Raw genomic sequence first — 16,861 nt, 5'->3', positions numbered from 1 at the left:
TGCATTTACAGACGGGGCAAATTCAATCGGGGTTACGCACGCCAAGAGGCCCGCAAGGCCAGGGGGTCAGGCGACCAGCAAGGCGCGCGCCTCATGATGGCGCAGGGTCATGCGCGCGGCGACGTAGTTTTGCAGCCCCTCCGCATCGGCCAATTCGGGAAACAGCGCAAACAGCTCACGCCGCTGCGCATCGTTCAACCCAGCGACAGATCGCACGCCTGGCTGATAGCTTTCGGACCATGCGCCATCGGCGCGCAGGATCTCATGCTGGTCGAACATGATGTGAACATACGTGACGCCCTGCCCTTCGACCCGGGAAATACCCGGCAGGCCGACCATATGCACGGCAGGTACCAGCACCTCACGCTCACCAAACATCAGCTCGGCGCGTGAATTGGTGACCAGCATCCGGTGCTGCGGCGACACCAGCATCGGACGTTCGGGCAGATTGTCGCCAAGGGCGCCGACGGCGATACGCACCGGCGCATAATCCGGCGTCTCTGCAATCTCGGCGGCGTCCAGCACGCGCGACCCGGTCCAGGCCAGCGGCAGGTAGCCATTGTCGCGCGTCAGCACCATGTCTCCCGGACGCAGGTCCTCGACCGCCTTGCGACCGCCCAGCACGTCGATCATTGTCCCGACAGTGAAACACGACAGCGGCGTCTCATCATCGCGCCCGACTTTCGACACGTCGGTGGCAGGGTCGACTTCGGTGAATTCGGTGACAGTCGGCGGGGTGAAAACCTCAACCGAGACAATCGGCGCACCGGTCCAGCCGGTGGCCGGGTCGGTCAAGCTGTCGCCGGGCGCCAAAGTGTTGATGACATCGCCCGCATCATTGATGAAATTGATGGTAAAGAACTGCCCGGTCACTGTGCTGATGTCCCCGGTCACGGGGTCCTGCACCGTCACCGTCGCCCAGTAATCGAACATCTCTGAAATGCGATATTCAACGCCGTCTATAGTCGCAAGGTCGCCAACACCGATCGCGCCGGGCCGGTCATCCGGCAGCGTCACTTCGACCCCATCAACCACGCGATCCATCTGATCGAGATCGTACACAACGCCCTGGCTGCCGGTGGTGATCGGCGGGGCATCGTCGGTCAGAAAAATCAGATCGTTAAGCGTTGTCATTCTATCATTCCTCCAAATCGTCCCAGCCACCGCGAAGGAGGCAGAGGCCGCGGGTGTTGCGATCCATCAGGTAAGGCACCGCATCCCCGCCGATCTTCGTCATACTAACGGCTTACGGAAAGACTATACCAAAGTGACACTTGTCATGCAGTCTTTCCGCAAGAATCTGTCTAAAATAAGGAAACATGCTGTTTCCGATCCAACAATCGGAGATATCGGCCCCCGTTCCGCACACGAGTCATACAATTTGCGGGGCCGTTGCGTGTATCACGCGGTGCAATAGCGTAATTCCTGCCTTCAGATCACCAATTCCTTTGTCCGCACAAACTCACAAGGAACGTTACTGCGCAGATTGTCGTGACACCACCCAAAAAGCCGCACGAATCATGCATAGCGCGCCGCAATGCAGTAAACTTCGCGGCAGAATTGGATCTTGTTGGTATGAAAACAGGGTTTTTGGTGCCCGAGGTGGGATTCGAACCCACACACCCGCAAGGGCGGAGGATTTTGAATCCTCTGCGTCTACCGTTCCGCCACTCGGGCCAGCTGTGATGCCAGCGAAGTGCTGATACCTTGCACATGCGCGCTGGTCAACGGGTCCTTTGCGGCGACCGCGACATTCCACGGCTTGACCATTTGGCCTGCGCATGGTGGATGCAACGAGCAGTAGCAGACGGGAAGATCATGCTCAGAGCACTCTACACACGCACCCTGTCACTGGCGCAATCGAAGCATGCGCTCTGGGCGCTCGCATTGGTCGCGTTCATCGAAAGCTCGGTCTTCCCGATCCCTCCCGATGTCCTGATGATTCCCATGATCATCGCCGCGCCGCGCCGCGCCTTCCTGATCGCCGCCGTCGCCACGGTCAGTTCGGTGCTGGGCGGGCTGCTGGGCTATTACATTGGGTATGGCATGTTTGAGAGTATCGGCCGACCTGTGCTGGAATTCTACGGCAAAGACGCCTATTTCGACGATTTCCGCGCGCGCTATAACGAATACGGTGCCTGGGCCGTGCTGATCGCGGGGGTCACGCCATTTCCCTACAAGGTCATTACCATCCTGTCAGGGGCCACGAACCTGTCGTTGCCGGTCTTCATGCTGGCCAGCGTCGTGGCACGGGGGCTACGCTTCTTTATCGTGGCAGCGCTTTTGTGGAAATTCGGCGCGCCGATCCGCGATTTCATCGAACGCCGTCTGGGGCTGATGTTTACCGTGTTCTGCGTGCTGCTGATCGGCGGCTTCATCGTGGTCCGGTTCCTGTGAGGAGGCTTTGCATGACCAGGCAAATACGCATCGCGCTGGCGCTGGCAGGGTCGGCGGGGCTGTTGCTTGCCGCGCTGGCGTTTCAGCATATCGGCGGCATGGCGCCCTGCCAGCTGTGCATCTGGCAACGCTGGCCGCATGTTGTAGCATTTCTCGGGGCGATGGGGCTGATACTGCCGGGGCCCGTTTGGCCACTGATCGGCGCTGCGGGCACCGCGACATCGGGCGGCATCGGCATCTACCACACAGGCGTCGAACGCGGCTGGTGGCCCGGCCCCACCAGTTGCTCCGGCGGTGGCGACATGTCCGCCCTGACGCCTGAACAATTGCTGGACCGCGTGCTGGCCGCCCCCGTTGTGCGTTGCGATGAGGTGCCGTGGGAATTGCTCGGCTTGTCGATGGCCAGTTGGAACGCGCTGCTGTCCCTGGTGCTGGCCGCCCTGTGGCTTTCGGCGCTGCGGCGGCCCTAGGCGCGGGACATGCTTGCTGCGTCACTTCCCTGCCCGCGCCCGGCCCCTCAGTGCAATACCAGCTCACCCACCACATTGCGCCATTTGCCCGGCGAGAGCAGCTTGCGATACGTGAAGCGGACCGAGTGCAGCGGCCCTTCGATCTGGCCCTTCCAGAAGTCGATGAACCCGAACAGTCGCGGATAATCCGGGGCAAGGTCATATTCCTGCCAGACGAAGATATTGAGGACATTGCGGTAATCCGGCATCCGGTAGAACAGTTCGGCTGTGGTCAGCCCGTAGCCCTTCAGCATCAATTCGGTTTCAGAAGCCTGCATGGTACACCTCATCAGATGGGACGATTCCTTGAGTGCATCGCAAAATTATTAACTTATCAATAAAAACAATCTGCTAGCAGCCGAATGCCACGGCTGCCAATGCGCGCGGGCATCGGCCATTGCACCCCAGATGCAGCTTACGTTATAGTGCGTGAAACTATATCTTGTGACCCCCATGGAATGAGAGGCCTTCGTGAGCGATACGCCCGAAACCCCTGAAAACACAGAAGAAAAGCGGACGCCGATAGGATCGACGATCTCCATCGAACAGGAGATGCGCACGTCTTATCTTGATTACGCCATGAGCGTTATCGTCAGCCGCGCCATTCCGGACCTGCGCGACGGGTTGAAACCCGTACACCGGCGCATCCTGTTTTCCATGCACATGAACGGGTTTTACAACGATAAACCGTACCGCAAATCGGCCCGGGTGGTCGGCGACGTGATCGGTAAATATCACCCCCATGGTGATTCCGCCGTTTATGACGCGCTGGTGCGGATGGCGCAGCCGTTCTCGATGTCGCTCAAACTGCTGGACGGTCAGGGCAACTTCGGCTCCATGGACGGTGATAACCCCGCCGCCATGCGGTACACCGAGGTCCGGATGGACAAGCCCGCCGCCGCGCTGCTGGCCGATATCAACAAGGACACGGTTGATTTTCAGGACAACTACGACGGTCAGGACCGCGAGCCCAGCGTCCTGCCTGCGCGCTTCCCCAACATGCTGGTCAATGGCGCGGGCGGTATTGCCGTCGGCATGGCGACCAACATCCCGCCGCATAACCTGGGCGAAGTCATCGACGCCACGCTGGCACTGATCGAGTCGCCTGATCTGTCTTCCGAAGACCTGATGCAATACATCCCAGCCCCCGACTTCCCCACCGGCGGGTTGATCCTGGGCCGCTCCGGCGCGCGCAAGGCCTACATGGAAGGCCGCGGTTCGGTCATCATCCGCTCGAAAACCCATATCGAGGAACTCCGCAAGGACCGCTACGCCATCATCATCGACGAGATCCCCTACCAGGTGAACAAATCCACCATGGTGGAACGCATCGCCGAGGCGGTGCGCGACAAGCGGATCGAAGGCATCTCGCATGTGCAAGACGAATCCGACCGCATCGGCGTGCGCGTGGTTGTGGAACTGAAACGTGACGCGACGCCCGATGTCGTGCTGAACCAATTGTTCCGCTTCACGCCGATGCAGGTCAGCTTTGGCTGCAACATGCTGGCTCTGAACGGGGGGCGGCCCGAACAGCTGCGCCTGCGCGATTTTCTGCATTACTTCATCGGCTTCCGCGAAGAAGTCGTCGCGCGCCGCACTGCATTTGAGTTGCGCAAGGCGCGTGAACGCAGCCATGTGCTGTGCGGTCTTGCGGTGGCGGTGTCGAACGTCGACGAAGTCGTGACCACCATTCGTGCCAGCGCCGACCCGGCCGAAGCGCGCGAAAAACTGATGACCCGCCGCTGGCCCGCCCATGACATCGCCGCATACATCCGGCTGATCGACGACCCCAGCCATACGATGAACGACGACGGCACCTATAACCTGTCGGAAATTCAGGCCCGTGCCATTCTGGAACTGCGCCTGCAACGCCTGACCGCGATGGGCGTCAAGGAGGTCACGGATGAGCTGGAAGACCTCGCCGCCAAGATCATGGATTACCTCGACATCCTGCGGTCGCGCACCCGGATCATGGAGATCATCAGCGACGAGCTGCGCGAAGTGCGCGAGAATTTCGCCGTCCCGCGCCGTACAGAAATCGTCGACTGGGCCGGCGATATGGATGACGAAGACCTGATAGAGCGCGAGGATATGGTCGTTACCATAACCTCGGCCGGCTATATCAAACGCACACCCTTGGCCGAATTCCGCGCGCAGCGTCGCGGCGGCAAGGGTCTGGCCGGGATGACCACGAAGGAAGATGACCTGGTCACACAACTTTTCGTGGCCAACACCCATACCCAGCTTTTGTTCTTCACCACCGACGGCATGGCCTACAAGCTGAAGACATGGCGCCTGCCGCTGGCGGGCCGCAACGCGCGCGGCAAGGCCATCGTCAACATTTTGCCGATCACCCCCGGTGTCTCCATCGCGGCGATCATGCCAGTGGAACGCCCTGAGGATGAGTGGGAGAACCTGCAAATCACTTTCGCCACCAGCGCGGGCGATGTGCGCCGCAACGCCCTCTCAGACTTTACCAACGTCATGCGCAACGGCAAGATCGCGATGAAGCTGCCCGAAGGCGTGAAACTGGTGAATGCCCGGATCTGCGATGAGATGGATGATGTGATGCTGGTCACCGCGCTTGGCCGGGCCATCCGCTTCCCCACGACCGATGTGCGCGTCTTCAAGGGCCGCGACAGCACCGGGGTGCGCGGCATTCGGCTGGCGAACGGCGACCGCGTTGTCTCCATGGCAGTGATCCGGCATTTCGACGCCACCGCCGAAGAACGCACCGCCTATCTGAAAATGCGCCGCGCCATGCTGGGTGCGGCCGAGGAAGAGGTGGATGAAGATGAAGACGCGGTCGAGGGCGGGCAACTGTCCCCCGAACGCTACGCAGAAATGTCCGCCTATGAAGATCTGCTGCTGACCATTACGTCGCGCGGCACCGGCAAGCTGTCATCCAGCCACGGCTACCCGGTTCGCGGGCGCGGTGGTATGGGCGTCGGCGCGTCGGACAAGGCGATGCGCGGCGGGCCGCTGGTTGCCTGTTTCCCGGTGGATATGTCCGACCAGATCATGCTGGCGACCTCGACCGGCCAGTCGATCCGTTGCCCGGTCGATGGCATCTCGTTCCGCTCGCGCGCGGCGGGCGGGGTCAAGGTGTTCAACACTGCTGCAGGCGAAATCGTGGTTTCCGTCGCCCGGATCGTGGATACCGAGGATGACACCGCCACCGAAACGGAATGACGGGTCGGATCGGGTCACATGATCGGCGGGGCAACAGCGTCCCGCCGGTTGACGCGGACAGCCCCGACACGCAGGATCATCACCGCGACGCGCACGCGACCACGGATCTGGAGGCGCGTCTCAACGCTGCCCTCGCCGCTCTCGCCGCCACTCGAACCGTCACCACCTACGGCGCCCTTGCGCGCGTGCTCAACATCCCCGGCCCCGGTTCCATCGCAAAACTGACCGCCGCCTTGGAACGCAGCATGGCGCAGGATATTGCCGCTCACCGCCCCCTGCGCGCCGCCCGGGTGCTGGCGCGCGTGCCCGGCACCCTTCCCGCACCGGGCTTTTTTGCCCGTGCGCGCGCGCTCCATCTCTACCATGGCCCCGACAGCGGGCCGCAGGCCGAAGCCTTCCATCGCGCGCAGCTTGTCCCCTAGGGCCGGTTGTCAAAGGCTTGGGCCGCCACAGGTTCAAAAAATAGGCTTGAAGCCGTCAGGCTTTGCAATCTGATACAGAAAAGGCGACATATCGCAGATGACAAATCAACTGAACATCGCCCCCCTGAACATTGTAGGCGGCGGCATGGCCGGCGCCGAGGCCGCGTGGCAGGCCGCCAACGCAGGCGTGCCCGTCATCATCCATGAGATGCGGCCCTCGGTCGGCACTTTCGCCCATCAGACCGGGGATCTGGCGGAAATGGTGTGTTCCAACTCGTTCCGCTCGGATGATGACGAACAGAACGCCGTAGGCCTCTTGCATTGGGAAATGCGACAGGCGGGCGGCCTCATCATGGCCATGGCCGATGCCCATGCCCTGCCCGCCGGCGGCGCATTGGCCGTGGACCGAGAGGCCTTTGCCCGCGCCGTCACCGCAAAGCTGCGCGCGCATCCCAATGTCACCGTGCAACCCGGCGAAATCACCGCGCTGCCCGACAGCGGCCATTGGATCATTGCCACCGGCCCCCTGACCTCGGACGCCCTTGGCGCGGCGATCCGGGCTGAGACCGGGGCCGAGGCGCTGGCCTTTTTCGACGCCATCGCGCCGATCATCTATTTCGACAGCATTGATCTGTCGAAGGCATGGTTCCAATCGCGCTATGACAAGGGCGAGACCGAGGCCGAACAAAAAGCCTACCTCAATTGCCCGATGGACCGCGCGCAATATGACGCGTTCATCGACGCCCTGCTAGAAGCCGAAAAGACCGAATTCCACGCCGGTGAAACCGCCAATTACTTTGACGGCTGCCTGCCGATCGAAGTGATGGCCGAACGCGGGCGCGAGACCCTGCGCCATGGCCCGATGAAACCCGTAGGCCTGACCAACCCGCATGCCCCTGATGTGAAGCCCTGGGCCGTGGTGCAGCTGCGCCGCGACAATGCGCTGGGGACGCTCTACAACATCGTAGGGTTCCAGACAAAGATGAAGTACGGCGCGCAAGTATCTGTTCTTAAAACAATTCCAGGACTCGAAGGCGCGCAGTTTGCCCGGCTGGGTGGCATCCACCGCAACACTTTCCTCAATTCGCCTACGCTGCTCGATGATCACCTGCGCCTGAAATCCCGGCCCCATATTCGCTTTGCCGGACAGATCACGGGGGTGGAAGGGTATGTGGAATCCGCCGCCATGGGCCTTCTGGCCGGGCGACTGGCGGTGGGCGACATTCTGGGCCAGCCCGTGGGTGCCCCCCCGCGCGAAACCGCCATGGGCGCACTGGTGCATCACATCACCGGCGGGGCCGAGGCGAAGACCTTTCAGCCGATGAACGTAAATTTCGGCCTTTTCCCGCCCATCGACGCCAAGGGCGGGCGCCGGGGGCGCATGACACGCTACAAGGGCTATACCGACCGGGCCAAAGCCGCCTATCTTCAATGGCTTGACGCGCAAACTTCAGATGCCGCATGAAGCACGAATTACCCGGTTTGCCCCTTCGCCAACTGGGCTTTTGCATCTGGGTCATGCGTTTTCTGCCCTGATCGCTGCCGGGCGCGGCGATACCTTCTTGCTGCGGCTGGAAGACATCGACACCGCGCGCTGCAAGCCTGCGTTCGAGGGCTCGATTTATGATGATCTTCGCTGGCTGGGCCTGACATGGCCCAGCCCGGTCTGGCGACAATCCGACCGGCTGTATCATTACACATCGGCCTTGGCGCGGCTGTCGGCCATGGGCCTGACGTATCCTTGCCGCTGCTCGCGGGCCGACATCCGTGCCGCCCTGTCCGCCCCGCAAGAAGGCGCGCCGATTGGCCCCGATGGCCCGCTTTATCCCGGCACCTGCCGCAACCGGACGATGGCCGACGCGCAACCCACCGACGCGATCCGCCTCGACATCGCCCGTGCAAGCGCCCTGACCGGGCCGGTCACCTTCACCGATACCGGCCCCGGATACTCCCAGCGCGTGCACCAGATGACGCCCAGCGACATGGCGCACAGCATCGGCGATATCGTGCTGGCTCGGCGCGACATCGGCACCAGTTATCACATTGCAGTTGTGGTGGATGACGCGGCGCAGGGCATCACCGAAGTCACGCGCGGCGCGGACCTCTTTGCAGCGACATTCATCCATGTCTTGCTGCAACGATTGCTGGCCCTGCCCACGCCCGCTTATCACCACCATCGGCTGATCCGCGACGATGAAGGCAAGCGGCTGGCCAAACGCGATGCCGCCCGCGCGATCCGCAGCTACCGCGACGCCGGTGCCACGCCGAGCGACATTCGCGACCTGCTCAATCTGCCATCGGCGCCATGATCTCAACCTCTTCCCCGTCGCGCACGGCAGTGTAGAAACACGACCGGCGATTGGTGTGGCAGGCGGGCCCCACCTGATCTACCAGCGCCAGCAGGCAATCGCGGTCGCAATCCACCCGCAGCTCTACCATCCGCTGCACATGCCCCGAGGTTTCGCCCTTCACCCAGAAGGCCTGACGCGAACGTGACCAATAGGTCACTTTCCCCGTGGCCAGGGTCTGCGCCACCGATTCCGCGTTCATCCAGGCCATCATCAGCACCTCTTGCGACAGATGGTCCTGCGCGATCACCGGGATCAGGCCATTGGAATCGTAGCGCAGGGATTGCGGATCGAAGTTCATGAGTTAAATCCTGTTCAAGATTACAGCATCGTTTACGCTAAAGCCGCACACAGGAAAACCCGGATGTCTGAAAATGCCGAGCTGATAAAACTGTATTCCGGCCGGATTCTGGCGTTGACCGCCGATATTCCACACTTGGGCCGACTGGACACGCCGCAATTCACCGCGCGCAAACGCTCGCCGCTGTGTGGGTCGACCGTGACGGTGGACATGGATGTGACCGACGGGCGCATCAGCCGTTTCGGACAGGAGGTGAGGGCCTGCGCGCTGGGTCAGGCTGCTGCCGCCGTGCTGGGCGCGGCTGTGATCGGACGCACCAAGCCTCAGATCCGGGCGGCCCGCGACGCGCTGCACGCGATGCTGAAGGCCGACGCCCCGCCCCCCGACGCACCTTTCGACGGGTTCGAGGTGCTGCTGCCCGCGCGGGAATACAAGAACCGCCATGCCTCGATCCTGCTAGCACTCGACGCGACGCTGGAGGCGTTCGACCAGCCCGCGTGACAGCCGCGCGCAAAGACCGCCCACCTTACCCGGAACAATCGCGGGTAAGGGTCGCGAAGCCTACATTGCCGTCCAGCCGCCATCCACGCTGATCGTGGTGCCGGTTATCTGGGCTGCCGCGTCAGAAGCCAGGAACACCGCCGTGCCGCCCATCTGTTCAACAGTCGCGAATTCGCCCGAGGGTTGGCGCGACAGCATGACCTCCTTGATGACCGTCTCGCGGTCCATATCATGCGTCTTCATCTGGTCGGGGATCTGTTTTTCGACAATCGGGGTCAGCACATAGCCCGGGCAGATCGCATTGGCCGTCACGCCCTTGCCCGCCATTTCCAGCGCGGTGGTCTTCGTCAGGCCGATGACCCCGTGTTTAGCCGCGATATAGGCAGATTTGTAAGGTGAGGCCGTCAGCCCATGCGCGGACGAGATGTTGATGACCCGGCCCCAGCCCTTCTTTACCATGCCGGGCAGCGCTGCGGCGGTGGTGTGGAAGGCAGAGCTCAGGTTGATCGCGATAATCGCATCCCATTTCTCGGTCGGAAATTCCTCGATCCGCGCGACGTGCTGGATGCCTGCGTTGTTCACCAGAATGTCGCAGCCGCCCGCCTTTTCAACAAGCGCGCGCGCGGCATCTCCCTTGGACATATCCGCCTGAATGTAGCGCACGGTCACGCCGAATTCCGTCGCCAGATCGGTGGCCAGCGCATGGTCTTCGGTCGAATCGCTGAATGAGTTCAGAATCACCTCTGCACCCGCTTCGGCCAACGACCGGGCGATGCCCAGCCCGATGCCCGAAGTCGAACCGGTCACGATTGCGCGTTTTCCTGCCAAGGTCATAGAATCCTCCTTTTTTTAAGGTTATCGGCACCATACGCGCGCGCGTGCTGATGACCAGCCCCCCCAGTGGGGGTCGCATCACTTCGCTGCGAGAAGCCGCCGATTGGCCAAAAAAAAGCGCCCGCACAAGGCGGGCGCAAGTCATTGAGGCAGGTTTCATACAGGCAAGAAACCTATCGAGCAGTACGTGTGTTATACCCATTCTTTCTGAGCTATCCAAGCTAAAAGTTTGAAATAGCATCAAACTATCAGTAGCGTGAAACGCAACAATGTGACAGCAAAGCTGACACTCAGGCAAAGGAACTGCACCCATGCGCGCTTTCAGATCGGTGGCTCTTGGCATTTCGCTCACGCTTTCGCTGGCGGTCGCGTCAGGGTCCGGCGCCTGGGCACAGCCCACGCATGGCATCGCTATGTACGGTGCGCCGGCGCTTCCCCCAGATTTTGTGTCACTGCCACAGGCCAACCCGGATGCCCCAAAGGGCGGGCAGATTGTTTTTGCCGAAGTGGGCGGGTTCGACAGCCTCAACCCCTACATTCTGCGCGGCTCGGCCCCCTACGGCGTAGGCCTGCTGACGGTGGAGACGCTGCTGGGTCGCAACTACGATGAACCCTTCGCGTTGTATGGCGTGCTGGCCGAATCGGTGGAAACCAACGCCGCGCGCGACTTTGTCGAATTCACCCTGCGCCCCGAGGCGCGGTTTTCCGATGGCAGCCCCGTCACAGTCGAGGACGTGCTGTGGTCCTTCGAGACGCTGGGCACCGAAGGGCAGCCGCGCTACCTCGGTGCGTGGCAAAAGATCGCGACGGCAGAGGCTGCAGGCCCGCGCAGCGTGCGCTTCACATTCACCGAAGCGGATCGAGAGCTGCCGCTGATCCTCGGTCTGCGCCCAATCTTGCAAAAGGCACAGTTTCAGGGGCGCGACTTTGCGCAATCCTCGATGCAGCCGATCATCGGCTCGGGCCCTTATGTGGTGGACGAAGTCGATGTCGGGCGGACCATCAGCTTCGTGAAGAACCCTGACTGGTGGGGGGCCGATCTGAATTTCTATCGCGGGCAGCACAATTTCGATGAAGTACGCTATGAGTTCTTTGCGGATTCGGGCGTTGCATTCGAACAATTCAAGGCAGGCATCGTGACCTCATGGCGCGAAGGCAACGCCGCTCGCTGGGCTGACAGCTATGATTTTCCCGCCGTGCAATCGGGTGATGTGGTGCAATCCGAGATCCCGCACCAGCGGCCCAGCGGCATGACCGGGTTGGTGTTCAACACCCGCCGCGCGCCGTTTGACGATCTGCGCGTGCGTGACGCTTTGATCCATGCGTTCAATTTTGAGCTTATCAACCGGACGGTCACCGGCGGCGATCAGCCGCGTATCACTTCGTATTTCTCGAATTCCGTTCTGGGCATGGATCATGGCCCTGCAACGGGCCGTGTGTCCGAGTTTCTGGAACCCTTCGCCGCAGATCTGCCGCCGGGGGCGCTGGAGGGCTACAGCGTGCCGCTGTCCGACGGATCGTCTGCCAACCGCGCCAATATCCGCGCTGCCACCCGCCTGCTGCAAGACGCGGGATGGAGCGTGCAAGAAGGTGTATTGCGCAACGCAGACGGCCAGCCCTTCACCTTCACGATCCTGATGCGGCAGGCCGCAACAGAAATGGGGGCGATCCTTGATATCTATGTGGAATCGCTGCGGCGTCTGGGCATCACCGCCCGCGTCGAGACCGTGGACAGCGCGCAATACACGGAACGCACGCAGGTCTATGATTTCGACATGACGCATATCGTGCGTTCGCTCTCACTCAGCCCCGGGAATGAACAGATGCTTTATTGGGGCAGCGATGGCGTTGAACAGCCCGGGCACCGAAACTGGATGGGCATGAACAGCCCCGCCGCCGAAGCGATGATCGACCGCCTGCTCACCGGGACCGCGCAGGACGATTTCATTGCCGCCGCCAAGGCGCTGGACAGGGTGCTGACCGCCGGGCGCTATGTGATCCCGCTGTGGCACAGCCCGGTGTCGCGCATCGCCCACGCATCATATTTGAAATTCCCTGAAAGGCTGCCTATGTATGGCGACTGGTTGGGTTTCCAACCAGAGGTCTGGTGGTCAGAGGAATAAAAACAATGCGAGCAGTCATCCTCATCGCCGTCTGCATGGCAGGACTTGCAGGTTGCAATACCGTTGCCGGGGTCGGTACTGACGTTACATCCGGGGCGCAGACCGTTCAGGGCTGGTTCGGCGGCGGCGGCGGGTACTGAGAGGGCCAGAAAAGAGGCCTGTGACAGCATGGGACACGCGCGCGATCCGGCAGCGTGACGGTTTTTTGCATGCTACGCTATGCCCATGCGGTGCTAGATACCTTTTCAAGTCTCAAGGGTCAAATCCCCCGTCCCCCAATTCGTGGGCGCGATCCGTTGCAATGCTGACCGAAGCGATCAGCGGGACAACGTTGCGCACGGACGGGGATATGTCGGGCTTTCCTTGTCCACACGGGATTGCCTTCGTACAGGTGACTGACGCAAAGGGGTTCGCACCCGGCAAAGGTTCATCACCCTGCCATCGCGCGTCAACACGCAACCAGACCCGTGCATCGGCACACAAAAGCCTGTGCGCGGCTGCGGGGGCAGGCGTGGCTTGCATGTGCCCCCGCCCGGGCGTAGCAGATATGCTATGCGTTCACTCACCCCATCCACCGCGCCCGTCGCCTGCCCCGCGCCGTTCAACATGGCGCGCTATGTGCTGGCCGCAGGGCAGGCCACGCCCGACAAGATCGCACTCCACATCCTGCGCACCTCGGGCGCAGAGCGGTGGAGCTATGCGCGCCTGAGTGCAGCGGTGCGCGGCGTGGGCACCGGCCTGTTGGCACAGGGCCTCAGCCCCGGTGACCGGGTGCTGATGCGGCTGGGCAATAGTGTCGATTTCCCGCTGACCTATCTGGGGGCGATTGCCGCAGGCCTAATTCCTGTGCCCACTCCCGCCACCCTGACGATGCCCGAGGTCACGTCGCTGGCCCATGGCCTGCAGCCCGCGCTGATTGTCGCGGGGGACGGCATCGCCCTGCCCCAAGATGACAGCATCCCTACCCTGCGCGCCGCCGATCTGGTGGCCATGCGCGACATGCCGCCCTGCGACTGGGATATGGGCGCGGATGGGCAGGGCAACCCCGACCGGCTGGCCTATATCATTTATACATCCGGGACCTCAGGCGTGGCGCGCGCAGTGATGCATGCACATCGCGCCGTCTGGGCGCGACGGATGATGTGGGACGGCTGGTACGGCCTTCGCCCCGACGACCGGCTATTGCATGCGGGCGCATTCAACTGGACCTATACGCTGGGCACGGGGCTTATGGATCCCTGGGCGATCGGGGCGACAGCGCTGATCCCGTCCGACACCGCAACCCTGGCCCTGATGCTGCGCCGGTTTGACGCGACACTTTTTGCCGCGGCGCCCGGTGTCTTCCGCCAGATGCTGCGTGGGGCGGATGCGCTGCCCCTGCCCCACCTGCGCCATGCCCTTTCAGCGGGCGAGAAACTGCCCGATGTCACCCGTGATGCCTGGGTCGCAGCGACGGGCCGCCCGGTCTATGAGGCGCTGGGGATGTCCGAATGCTCGACCTTCGTGTCGGCGGCGCCTGACCGTCCCGTGCCGCCCGGTGCTTCAGGCTATGCGCAGCCGGGGCGACGCATCGCGGTGCTGGGACCGGACCACGCGCCCCTTCCCCATGGCCAGACCGGCACGCTGGCAATCCACCGCAGCGACCCGGGCCTCTTCCTGGGCTATCGCAACGCGGCAGAGGCCACCGCAGCCTGCTTCGCGGGGGATTGGTTCCTGACCGGCGACAGCGTGATGCTGGCACAAGACGGCGCCGTGCATTACATGGGCCGCGACGATGATATGATGAACGCGGGCGGTTTTCGCGTCTCGCCCATCGAGGTAGAGCGTGTGCTGAATACCCACCCCGCCATCCTGGAATGCGCCTGCGCCGAAGTGCAGGTGAAACCCGGAACCAGCGTGATCGCAGCCTTCTATGTCGCGACGGACCCTGGCGGGCGGATGGCGGACACGCCCGGCGGGTCAGCGTCTTGCGGACCAGCATCCAGCGAGCCTGCCTCGGGCGGACCTGCTCCTTTCGCACCGCCGGGATCGCCCGCAGCGGCGCGCCCTGCACCGGCACCATACGCCGGCCAGACGCCGCCAGCCGACCCTACCACGGACCCTGACGACCTGGCGCGCTTCGCCGCCCAGAACCTTGCACGCTACAAACAGCCCCGGCTGTTTGTCCCCGTCACAGCCCTGCCACGCGGGGCGAATAACAAGTTGCTACGCCGCGTGCTGCGGCAGGAATGGGAGGCCGCACATGGTCAGGCTTGATATCTTCTCGGACCCGATCTGCCCCTGGTGCTACATCGGCAAGGCCAATCTGGACCGCGCATTGGAAAGTCGCCCCGATCATCCCTTTGTGATCGAATGGCATCCCTTCCAGCTCAACCCCGACATGCCTGCCGAGGGGATGGACCGCCGTGATTACCTGACGCTGAAATTCGGCAATCCAAATGACGCGGTGAAGGCCTATATGCCGGTGATTGAAGCAGCCGAGGCCGCAGGCCTGACGCTGGATCTGGGCGCGGTGAGCCGCACGCCCAACACGCTTGACGCCCACCGCCTGATCCATTGGGCGGGACTGGAGGGGCGGCAAAGCGCCGTGGTCGCGGCGCTCTTTCGCGCGTACTTCCAGCAGGGCCGCGACATTGGGGATGCGCTGGTGCTGACCGACATCGCCGGAACCGCTGGCATGGATGCCGACGTCGCCGCGCGACTGTTGGCAACCGACGCGGATATGGAGGCCATCCGCGAACGCGACCGCCATCCACGCGCGCGCGGCATCCAGGGCGTCCCTTGCTTTGTCGTCGCCGATACCCATGTGGTCAGCGGCGCGCAACCCGTCCGGCTCTGGCAGGACGTCATTGATGAGATCACCCGGAAGGAAATCTGAATGCCCTTGTTTCAACCAAAGAGGCAGGTCGCCTTTCCCGAATTCATCGCGCTCTTTGCCATGCTGTTTGCCACCATCGCCTTCAGCGTCGATGCCATGTTGCCCGCGCTGATCCAGATCGGACAGGACCTGTCGCCCGGCGACGTGAACCGCGCGCAGCTGGTCGTCACCTCGTTCATGCTGGGCATGGGGTCGGGCACGCTGATCGCAGGGCCCCTGTCAGATGCTTACGGTCGCAAGACCATCGTGGTCTGGGGCATGGGGCTTTACATGCTGGCTGCCGCCGTGGCGGCATATTCACAATCGTTGGAAATGCTGCTGCTGGCGCGTTTTGTCCAGGGCTTGGGCGCTTCGGGGCCGCGCATCGTCACCGTGGCAATGGTGCGCGACCTTTATGAGGGCCGGGCAATGGCAAGGGTCATGTCCTTCGTGATGACGGTGTTCATCCTTGTGCCCGCGCTGGCGCCGTCGCTTGGCGCGGTCATCATCAGCCTGGCGGGCTGGCGCGCCGTCTTTGGCGCCTTCATCGTTTTTGGCGTGATTTCGACCCTGTGGTTGGCCATTCGTCAGCCCGAAACGCTGGCCGTCGCGGACCGTCGCCCGCTTCAGGTGGCCTCGCTTTGGTCGGCGCTGCAAGAGGTGCTGAGCAACCGCTCGGTCCAGTTCTTCATCGCCGCGATGTCCTTCGGCTTTGGCCAGATGTTTGCCTGGCTTTCCAGCGCGCCGCAGATTTTTGATCAGGTCTTCGACCGCGCCGAAACCTTCCCGCTGTGGTTCGCAGGCGTCGCCCTGTTCGCGGGCAGCGCCAGCCTGGTGAATGCGAAACTCGTGATGCGGCTGGGCATGCGCAAGTTGGCAACGACCGCCTTTGCATGGCAGGCCACGGTGTCGGTGGTGGCGTTGGTGCTGATGTCGCTGAACTTGCCCGCGCCGTGGAATTTCGCGGTGTTCTTCGTCTACATGTGCTGCAGCTTCTTCTCTATCGGGCTGACCTTCGGCAATCTGAATGCGCTGGCGCTGGAGGATATGGGCCATATCGCGGGCATGGCCTCGGCGGTCGTGGGGTCGCTGTCCACGGTGCTGGCCGTGATAATCGCGATCCCCATCGGGCAAGCCTTCAACGGCACGGCCTACCCGGCGGTGCTGGGCGTGCTGGTCTGTTCGTCCGTGGCCTATTGCTTGATGGTCCTGGAACGCCGCACCCCAAACCGCCCCAAACCGGCGGTGTAATACCCACGCCGCGTCCGCCTGTCGCGCGCTGGTGGCGCATGGGCGGGCGCGGGCGGGCGGGTGTTGCGACAAGCACCAGCCCCGGCACAGCGCGCGACCAAATGCAACGCGGCCGCGCCCAAAGGC

At 62.7% G+C, this 16,861-nt stretch carries 15 protein-coding genes and 1 tRNA gene; 11 read left to right on the top strand and 5 right to left on the bottom strand.

The genetic code is table 11. From position 1 onward, the window contains the following. Positions 1 to 66 precede the first annotated feature (66 nt). Both H9529_RS02725 and H9529_RS02720 read right to left on the bottom strand, forming a co-directional pair. Positions 67 to 1,134, bottom strand: a complete 1,068-nt coding sequence (locus H9529_RS02725; RefSeq protein ID WP_092891356.1) for a Hint domain-containing protein — start codon at positions 1,132 to 1,134, stop codon at positions 67 to 69. A gap of 457 nt (positions 1,135 to 1,591) precedes the next feature. Next, positions 1,592 to 1,677, bottom strand: a tRNA-Leu gene (locus H9529_RS02720). Between the two features lie 141 nt (positions 1,678 to 1,818). On the opposite strand from H9529_RS02720, the gene H9529_RS02715 reads away from it, so the two are divergent. Continuing rightward, positions 1,819 to 2,397 carry a YqaA family protein gene (locus H9529_RS02715; RefSeq protein WP_092891358.1) on the top strand — a complete coding sequence of 193 codons (579 nt, stop codon included), beginning with the start codon at positions 1,819 to 1,821 and terminating at the stop codon, positions 2,395 to 2,397. Between the two features lie 11 nt (positions 2,398 to 2,408). Then, positions 2,409 to 2,867 carry a disulfide bond formation protein B gene (locus tag H9529_RS02710; RefSeq protein WP_092891360.1) on the top strand — a complete coding sequence of 153 codons (459 nt, stop codon included), beginning with the start codon at positions 2,409 to 2,411 and terminating at the stop codon, positions 2,865 to 2,867. Positions 2,868 to 2,914: 47 nt separating this feature from the next. Here the strand turns inward: H9529_RS02710 and H9529_RS02705 are convergent, their stop codons facing one another. Further along, positions 2,915 to 3,184, bottom strand: a complete 270-nt coding sequence (locus H9529_RS02705; protein WP_092891362.1) for an usg protein — start codon at positions 3,182 to 3,184, stop codon at positions 2,915 to 2,917. A gap of 193 nt (positions 3,185 to 3,377) precedes the next feature. On the opposite strand from H9529_RS02705, the gene gyrA reads away from it, so the two are divergent. The 4 genes from gyrA to gluQRS all read left to right on the top strand — a co-directional run bounded on the left by gyrA (position 3,378) and on the right by gluQRS (position 8,829). After that, a complete protein-coding gene (gene gyrA, locus H9529_RS02700) occupies positions 3,378 to 6,098 on the top strand; it encodes a DNA gyrase subunit A (protein ID WP_092891364.1) in 2,721 nt (906 codons plus the stop codon). Next, entirely contained in the window at positions 6,095 to 6,520 is a 426-nt protein-coding gene (locus H9529_RS02695) for a hypothetical protein (RefSeq protein ID WP_223814271.1), read from the top strand. Before gyrA ends, H9529_RS02695 begins: the two co-directional genes overlap by 4 nt. A gap of 97 nt (positions 6,521 to 6,617) precedes the next feature. Continuing rightward, positions 6,618 to 7,985 (top strand): methylenetetrahydrofolate--tRNA-(uracil(54)-C(5))-methyltransferase (FADH(2)-oxidizing) TrmFO, encoded by a 1,368-nt coding sequence (trmFO, locus tag H9529_RS02690; protein ID WP_092891366.1) that lies wholly within the window; start codon positions 6,618 to 6,620, stop codon positions 7,983 to 7,985. After that, positions 7,975 to 8,829: a tRNA glutamyl-Q(34) synthetase GluQRS gene (gluQRS, locus tag H9529_RS02685; protein ID WP_092891368.1), complete on the top strand. Its 855-nt coding sequence runs from the start codon at positions 7,975 to 7,977 to the stop codon at positions 8,827 to 8,829. Before trmFO ends, gluQRS begins: the two co-directional genes overlap by 11 nt. On the opposite strand, the gene hisI is transcribed toward gluQRS, so the two are convergent. Next, positions 8,807 to 9,169 carry a phosphoribosyl-AMP cyclohydrolase gene (gene hisI / locus H9529_RS02680; protein WP_092891370.1) on the bottom strand — a complete coding sequence of 121 codons (363 nt, stop codon included), beginning with the start codon at positions 9,167 to 9,169 and terminating at the stop codon, positions 8,807 to 8,809. The genes gluQRS and hisI overlap by 23 nt on opposite strands. A gap of 63 nt (positions 9,170 to 9,232) precedes the next feature. Here hisI and H9529_RS02675 point away from each other — a divergent pair, with 63 nt between their 5' ends. Further along, positions 9,233 to 9,670 (top strand): iron-sulfur cluster assembly scaffold protein, encoded by a 438-nt coding sequence (locus tag H9529_RS02675; protein WP_092891372.1) that lies wholly within the window; start codon positions 9,233 to 9,235, stop codon positions 9,668 to 9,670. A 60-nt stretch (positions 9,671 to 9,730) separates the two neighbouring features. On the opposite strand, the gene H9529_RS02670 is transcribed toward H9529_RS02675, so the two are convergent. Then, a complete protein-coding gene (locus H9529_RS02670; RefSeq protein WP_092891374.1) occupies positions 9,731 to 10,504 on the bottom strand; it encodes a 3-hydroxybutyrate dehydrogenase in 774 nt (257 codons plus the stop codon). Positions 10,505 to 10,815: 311 nt separating this feature from the next. Here H9529_RS02670 and H9529_RS02665 point away from each other — a divergent pair, with 311 nt between their 5' ends. From H9529_RS02665 to H9529_RS02650, 4 genes are all read left to right on the top strand, one after another. After that, on the top strand, positions 10,816 to 12,627 hold the full coding sequence (locus H9529_RS02665; protein ID WP_092891375.1) for an extracellular solute-binding protein: 1,812 nt from the start codon (positions 10,816 to 10,818) through the stop codon (positions 12,625 to 12,627). Between the two features lie 552 nt (positions 12,628 to 13,179). Beyond that, positions 13,180 to 14,883, top strand: coding sequence for a class I adenylate-forming enzyme family protein (locus tag H9529_RS02660; RefSeq protein WP_092891376.1), 1,704 nt, complete (start codon positions 13,180 to 13,182; stop codon positions 14,881 to 14,883). Continuing rightward, a complete protein-coding gene (locus tag H9529_RS02655; protein ID WP_092891378.1) occupies positions 14,870 to 15,505 on the top strand; it encodes a DsbA family oxidoreductase in 636 nt (211 codons plus the stop codon). The genes H9529_RS02660 and H9529_RS02655 overlap by 14 nt, the downstream gene beginning before the upstream one ends. Continuing rightward, entirely contained in the window at positions 15,506 to 16,735 is a 1,230-nt protein-coding gene (locus H9529_RS02650) for a multidrug effflux MFS transporter (RefSeq protein ID WP_092891380.1), read from the top strand. It abuts the gene before it with no gap. Positions 16,736 to 16,861 lie beyond the last annotated feature (126 nt).

The sequence above is a fragment of the Roseicitreum antarcticum genome, from assembly GCF_014681765.1.
Lineage (GTDB): Bacteria > Pseudomonadota > Alphaproteobacteria > Rhodobacterales > Rhodobacteraceae > Roseicitreum > Roseicitreum antarcticum.
This window is presented reverse-complemented; position numbering and strand designations above follow the sequence as displayed.

Coding starts and splice junctions, on each gene's coding strand:
- H9529_RS02675 (WP_092891372.1), top strand. CDS start 9,233: ATGTCTGAAAATGCCGAGCTGATAAAACTGTATTCCGGCCGGATTCTG.
- H9529_RS02715 (WP_092891358.1), top strand. CDS start 1,819: ATGCTCAGAGCACTCTACACACGCACCCTGTCACTGGCGCAATCGAAG.
- H9529_RS02650 (WP_092891380.1), top strand. CDS start 15,506: ATGCCCTTGTTTCAACCAAAGAGGCAGGTCGCCTTTCCCGAATTCATC.
- H9529_RS02655 (WP_092891378.1), top strand. CDS start 14,870: ATGGTCAGGCTTGATATCTTCTCGGACCCGATCTGCCCCTGGTGCTAC.
- H9529_RS02695 (WP_223814271.1), top strand. CDS start 6,095: ATGACGGGTCGGATCGGGTCACATGATCGGCGGGGCAACAGCGTCCCG.
- H9529_RS02660 (WP_092891376.1), top strand. CDS start 13,180: ATGCGTTCACTCACCCCATCCACCGCGCCCGTCGCCTGCCCCGCGCCG.
- gluQRS (WP_092891368.1), top strand. CDS start 7,975: ATGCCGCATGAAGCACGAATTACCCGGTTTGCCCCTTCGCCAACTGGG.
- H9529_RS02670 (WP_092891374.1), bottom strand. CDS start 10,504: ATGACCTTGGCAGGAAAACGCGCAATCGTGACCGGTTCGACTTCGGGC.
- H9529_RS02665 (WP_092891375.1), top strand. CDS start 10,816: ATGCGCGCTTTCAGATCGGTGGCTCTTGGCATTTCGCTCACGCTTTCG.
- H9529_RS02725 (WP_092891356.1), bottom strand. CDS start 1,134: ATGACAACGCTTAACGATCTGATTTTTCTGACCGACGATGCCCCGCCG.
- trmFO (WP_092891366.1), top strand. CDS start 6,618: ATGACAAATCAACTGAACATCGCCCCCCTGAACATTGTAGGCGGCGGC.
- H9529_RS02710 (WP_092891360.1), top strand. CDS start 2,409: ATGACCAGGCAAATACGCATCGCGCTGGCGCTGGCAGGGTCGGCGGGG.
- H9529_RS02705 (WP_092891362.1), bottom strand. CDS start 3,184: ATGCAGGCTTCTGAAACCGAATTGATGCTGAAGGGCTACGGGCTGACC.
- hisI (WP_092891370.1), bottom strand. CDS start 9,169: ATGAACTTCGATCCGCAATCCCTGCGCTACGATTCCAATGGCCTGATC.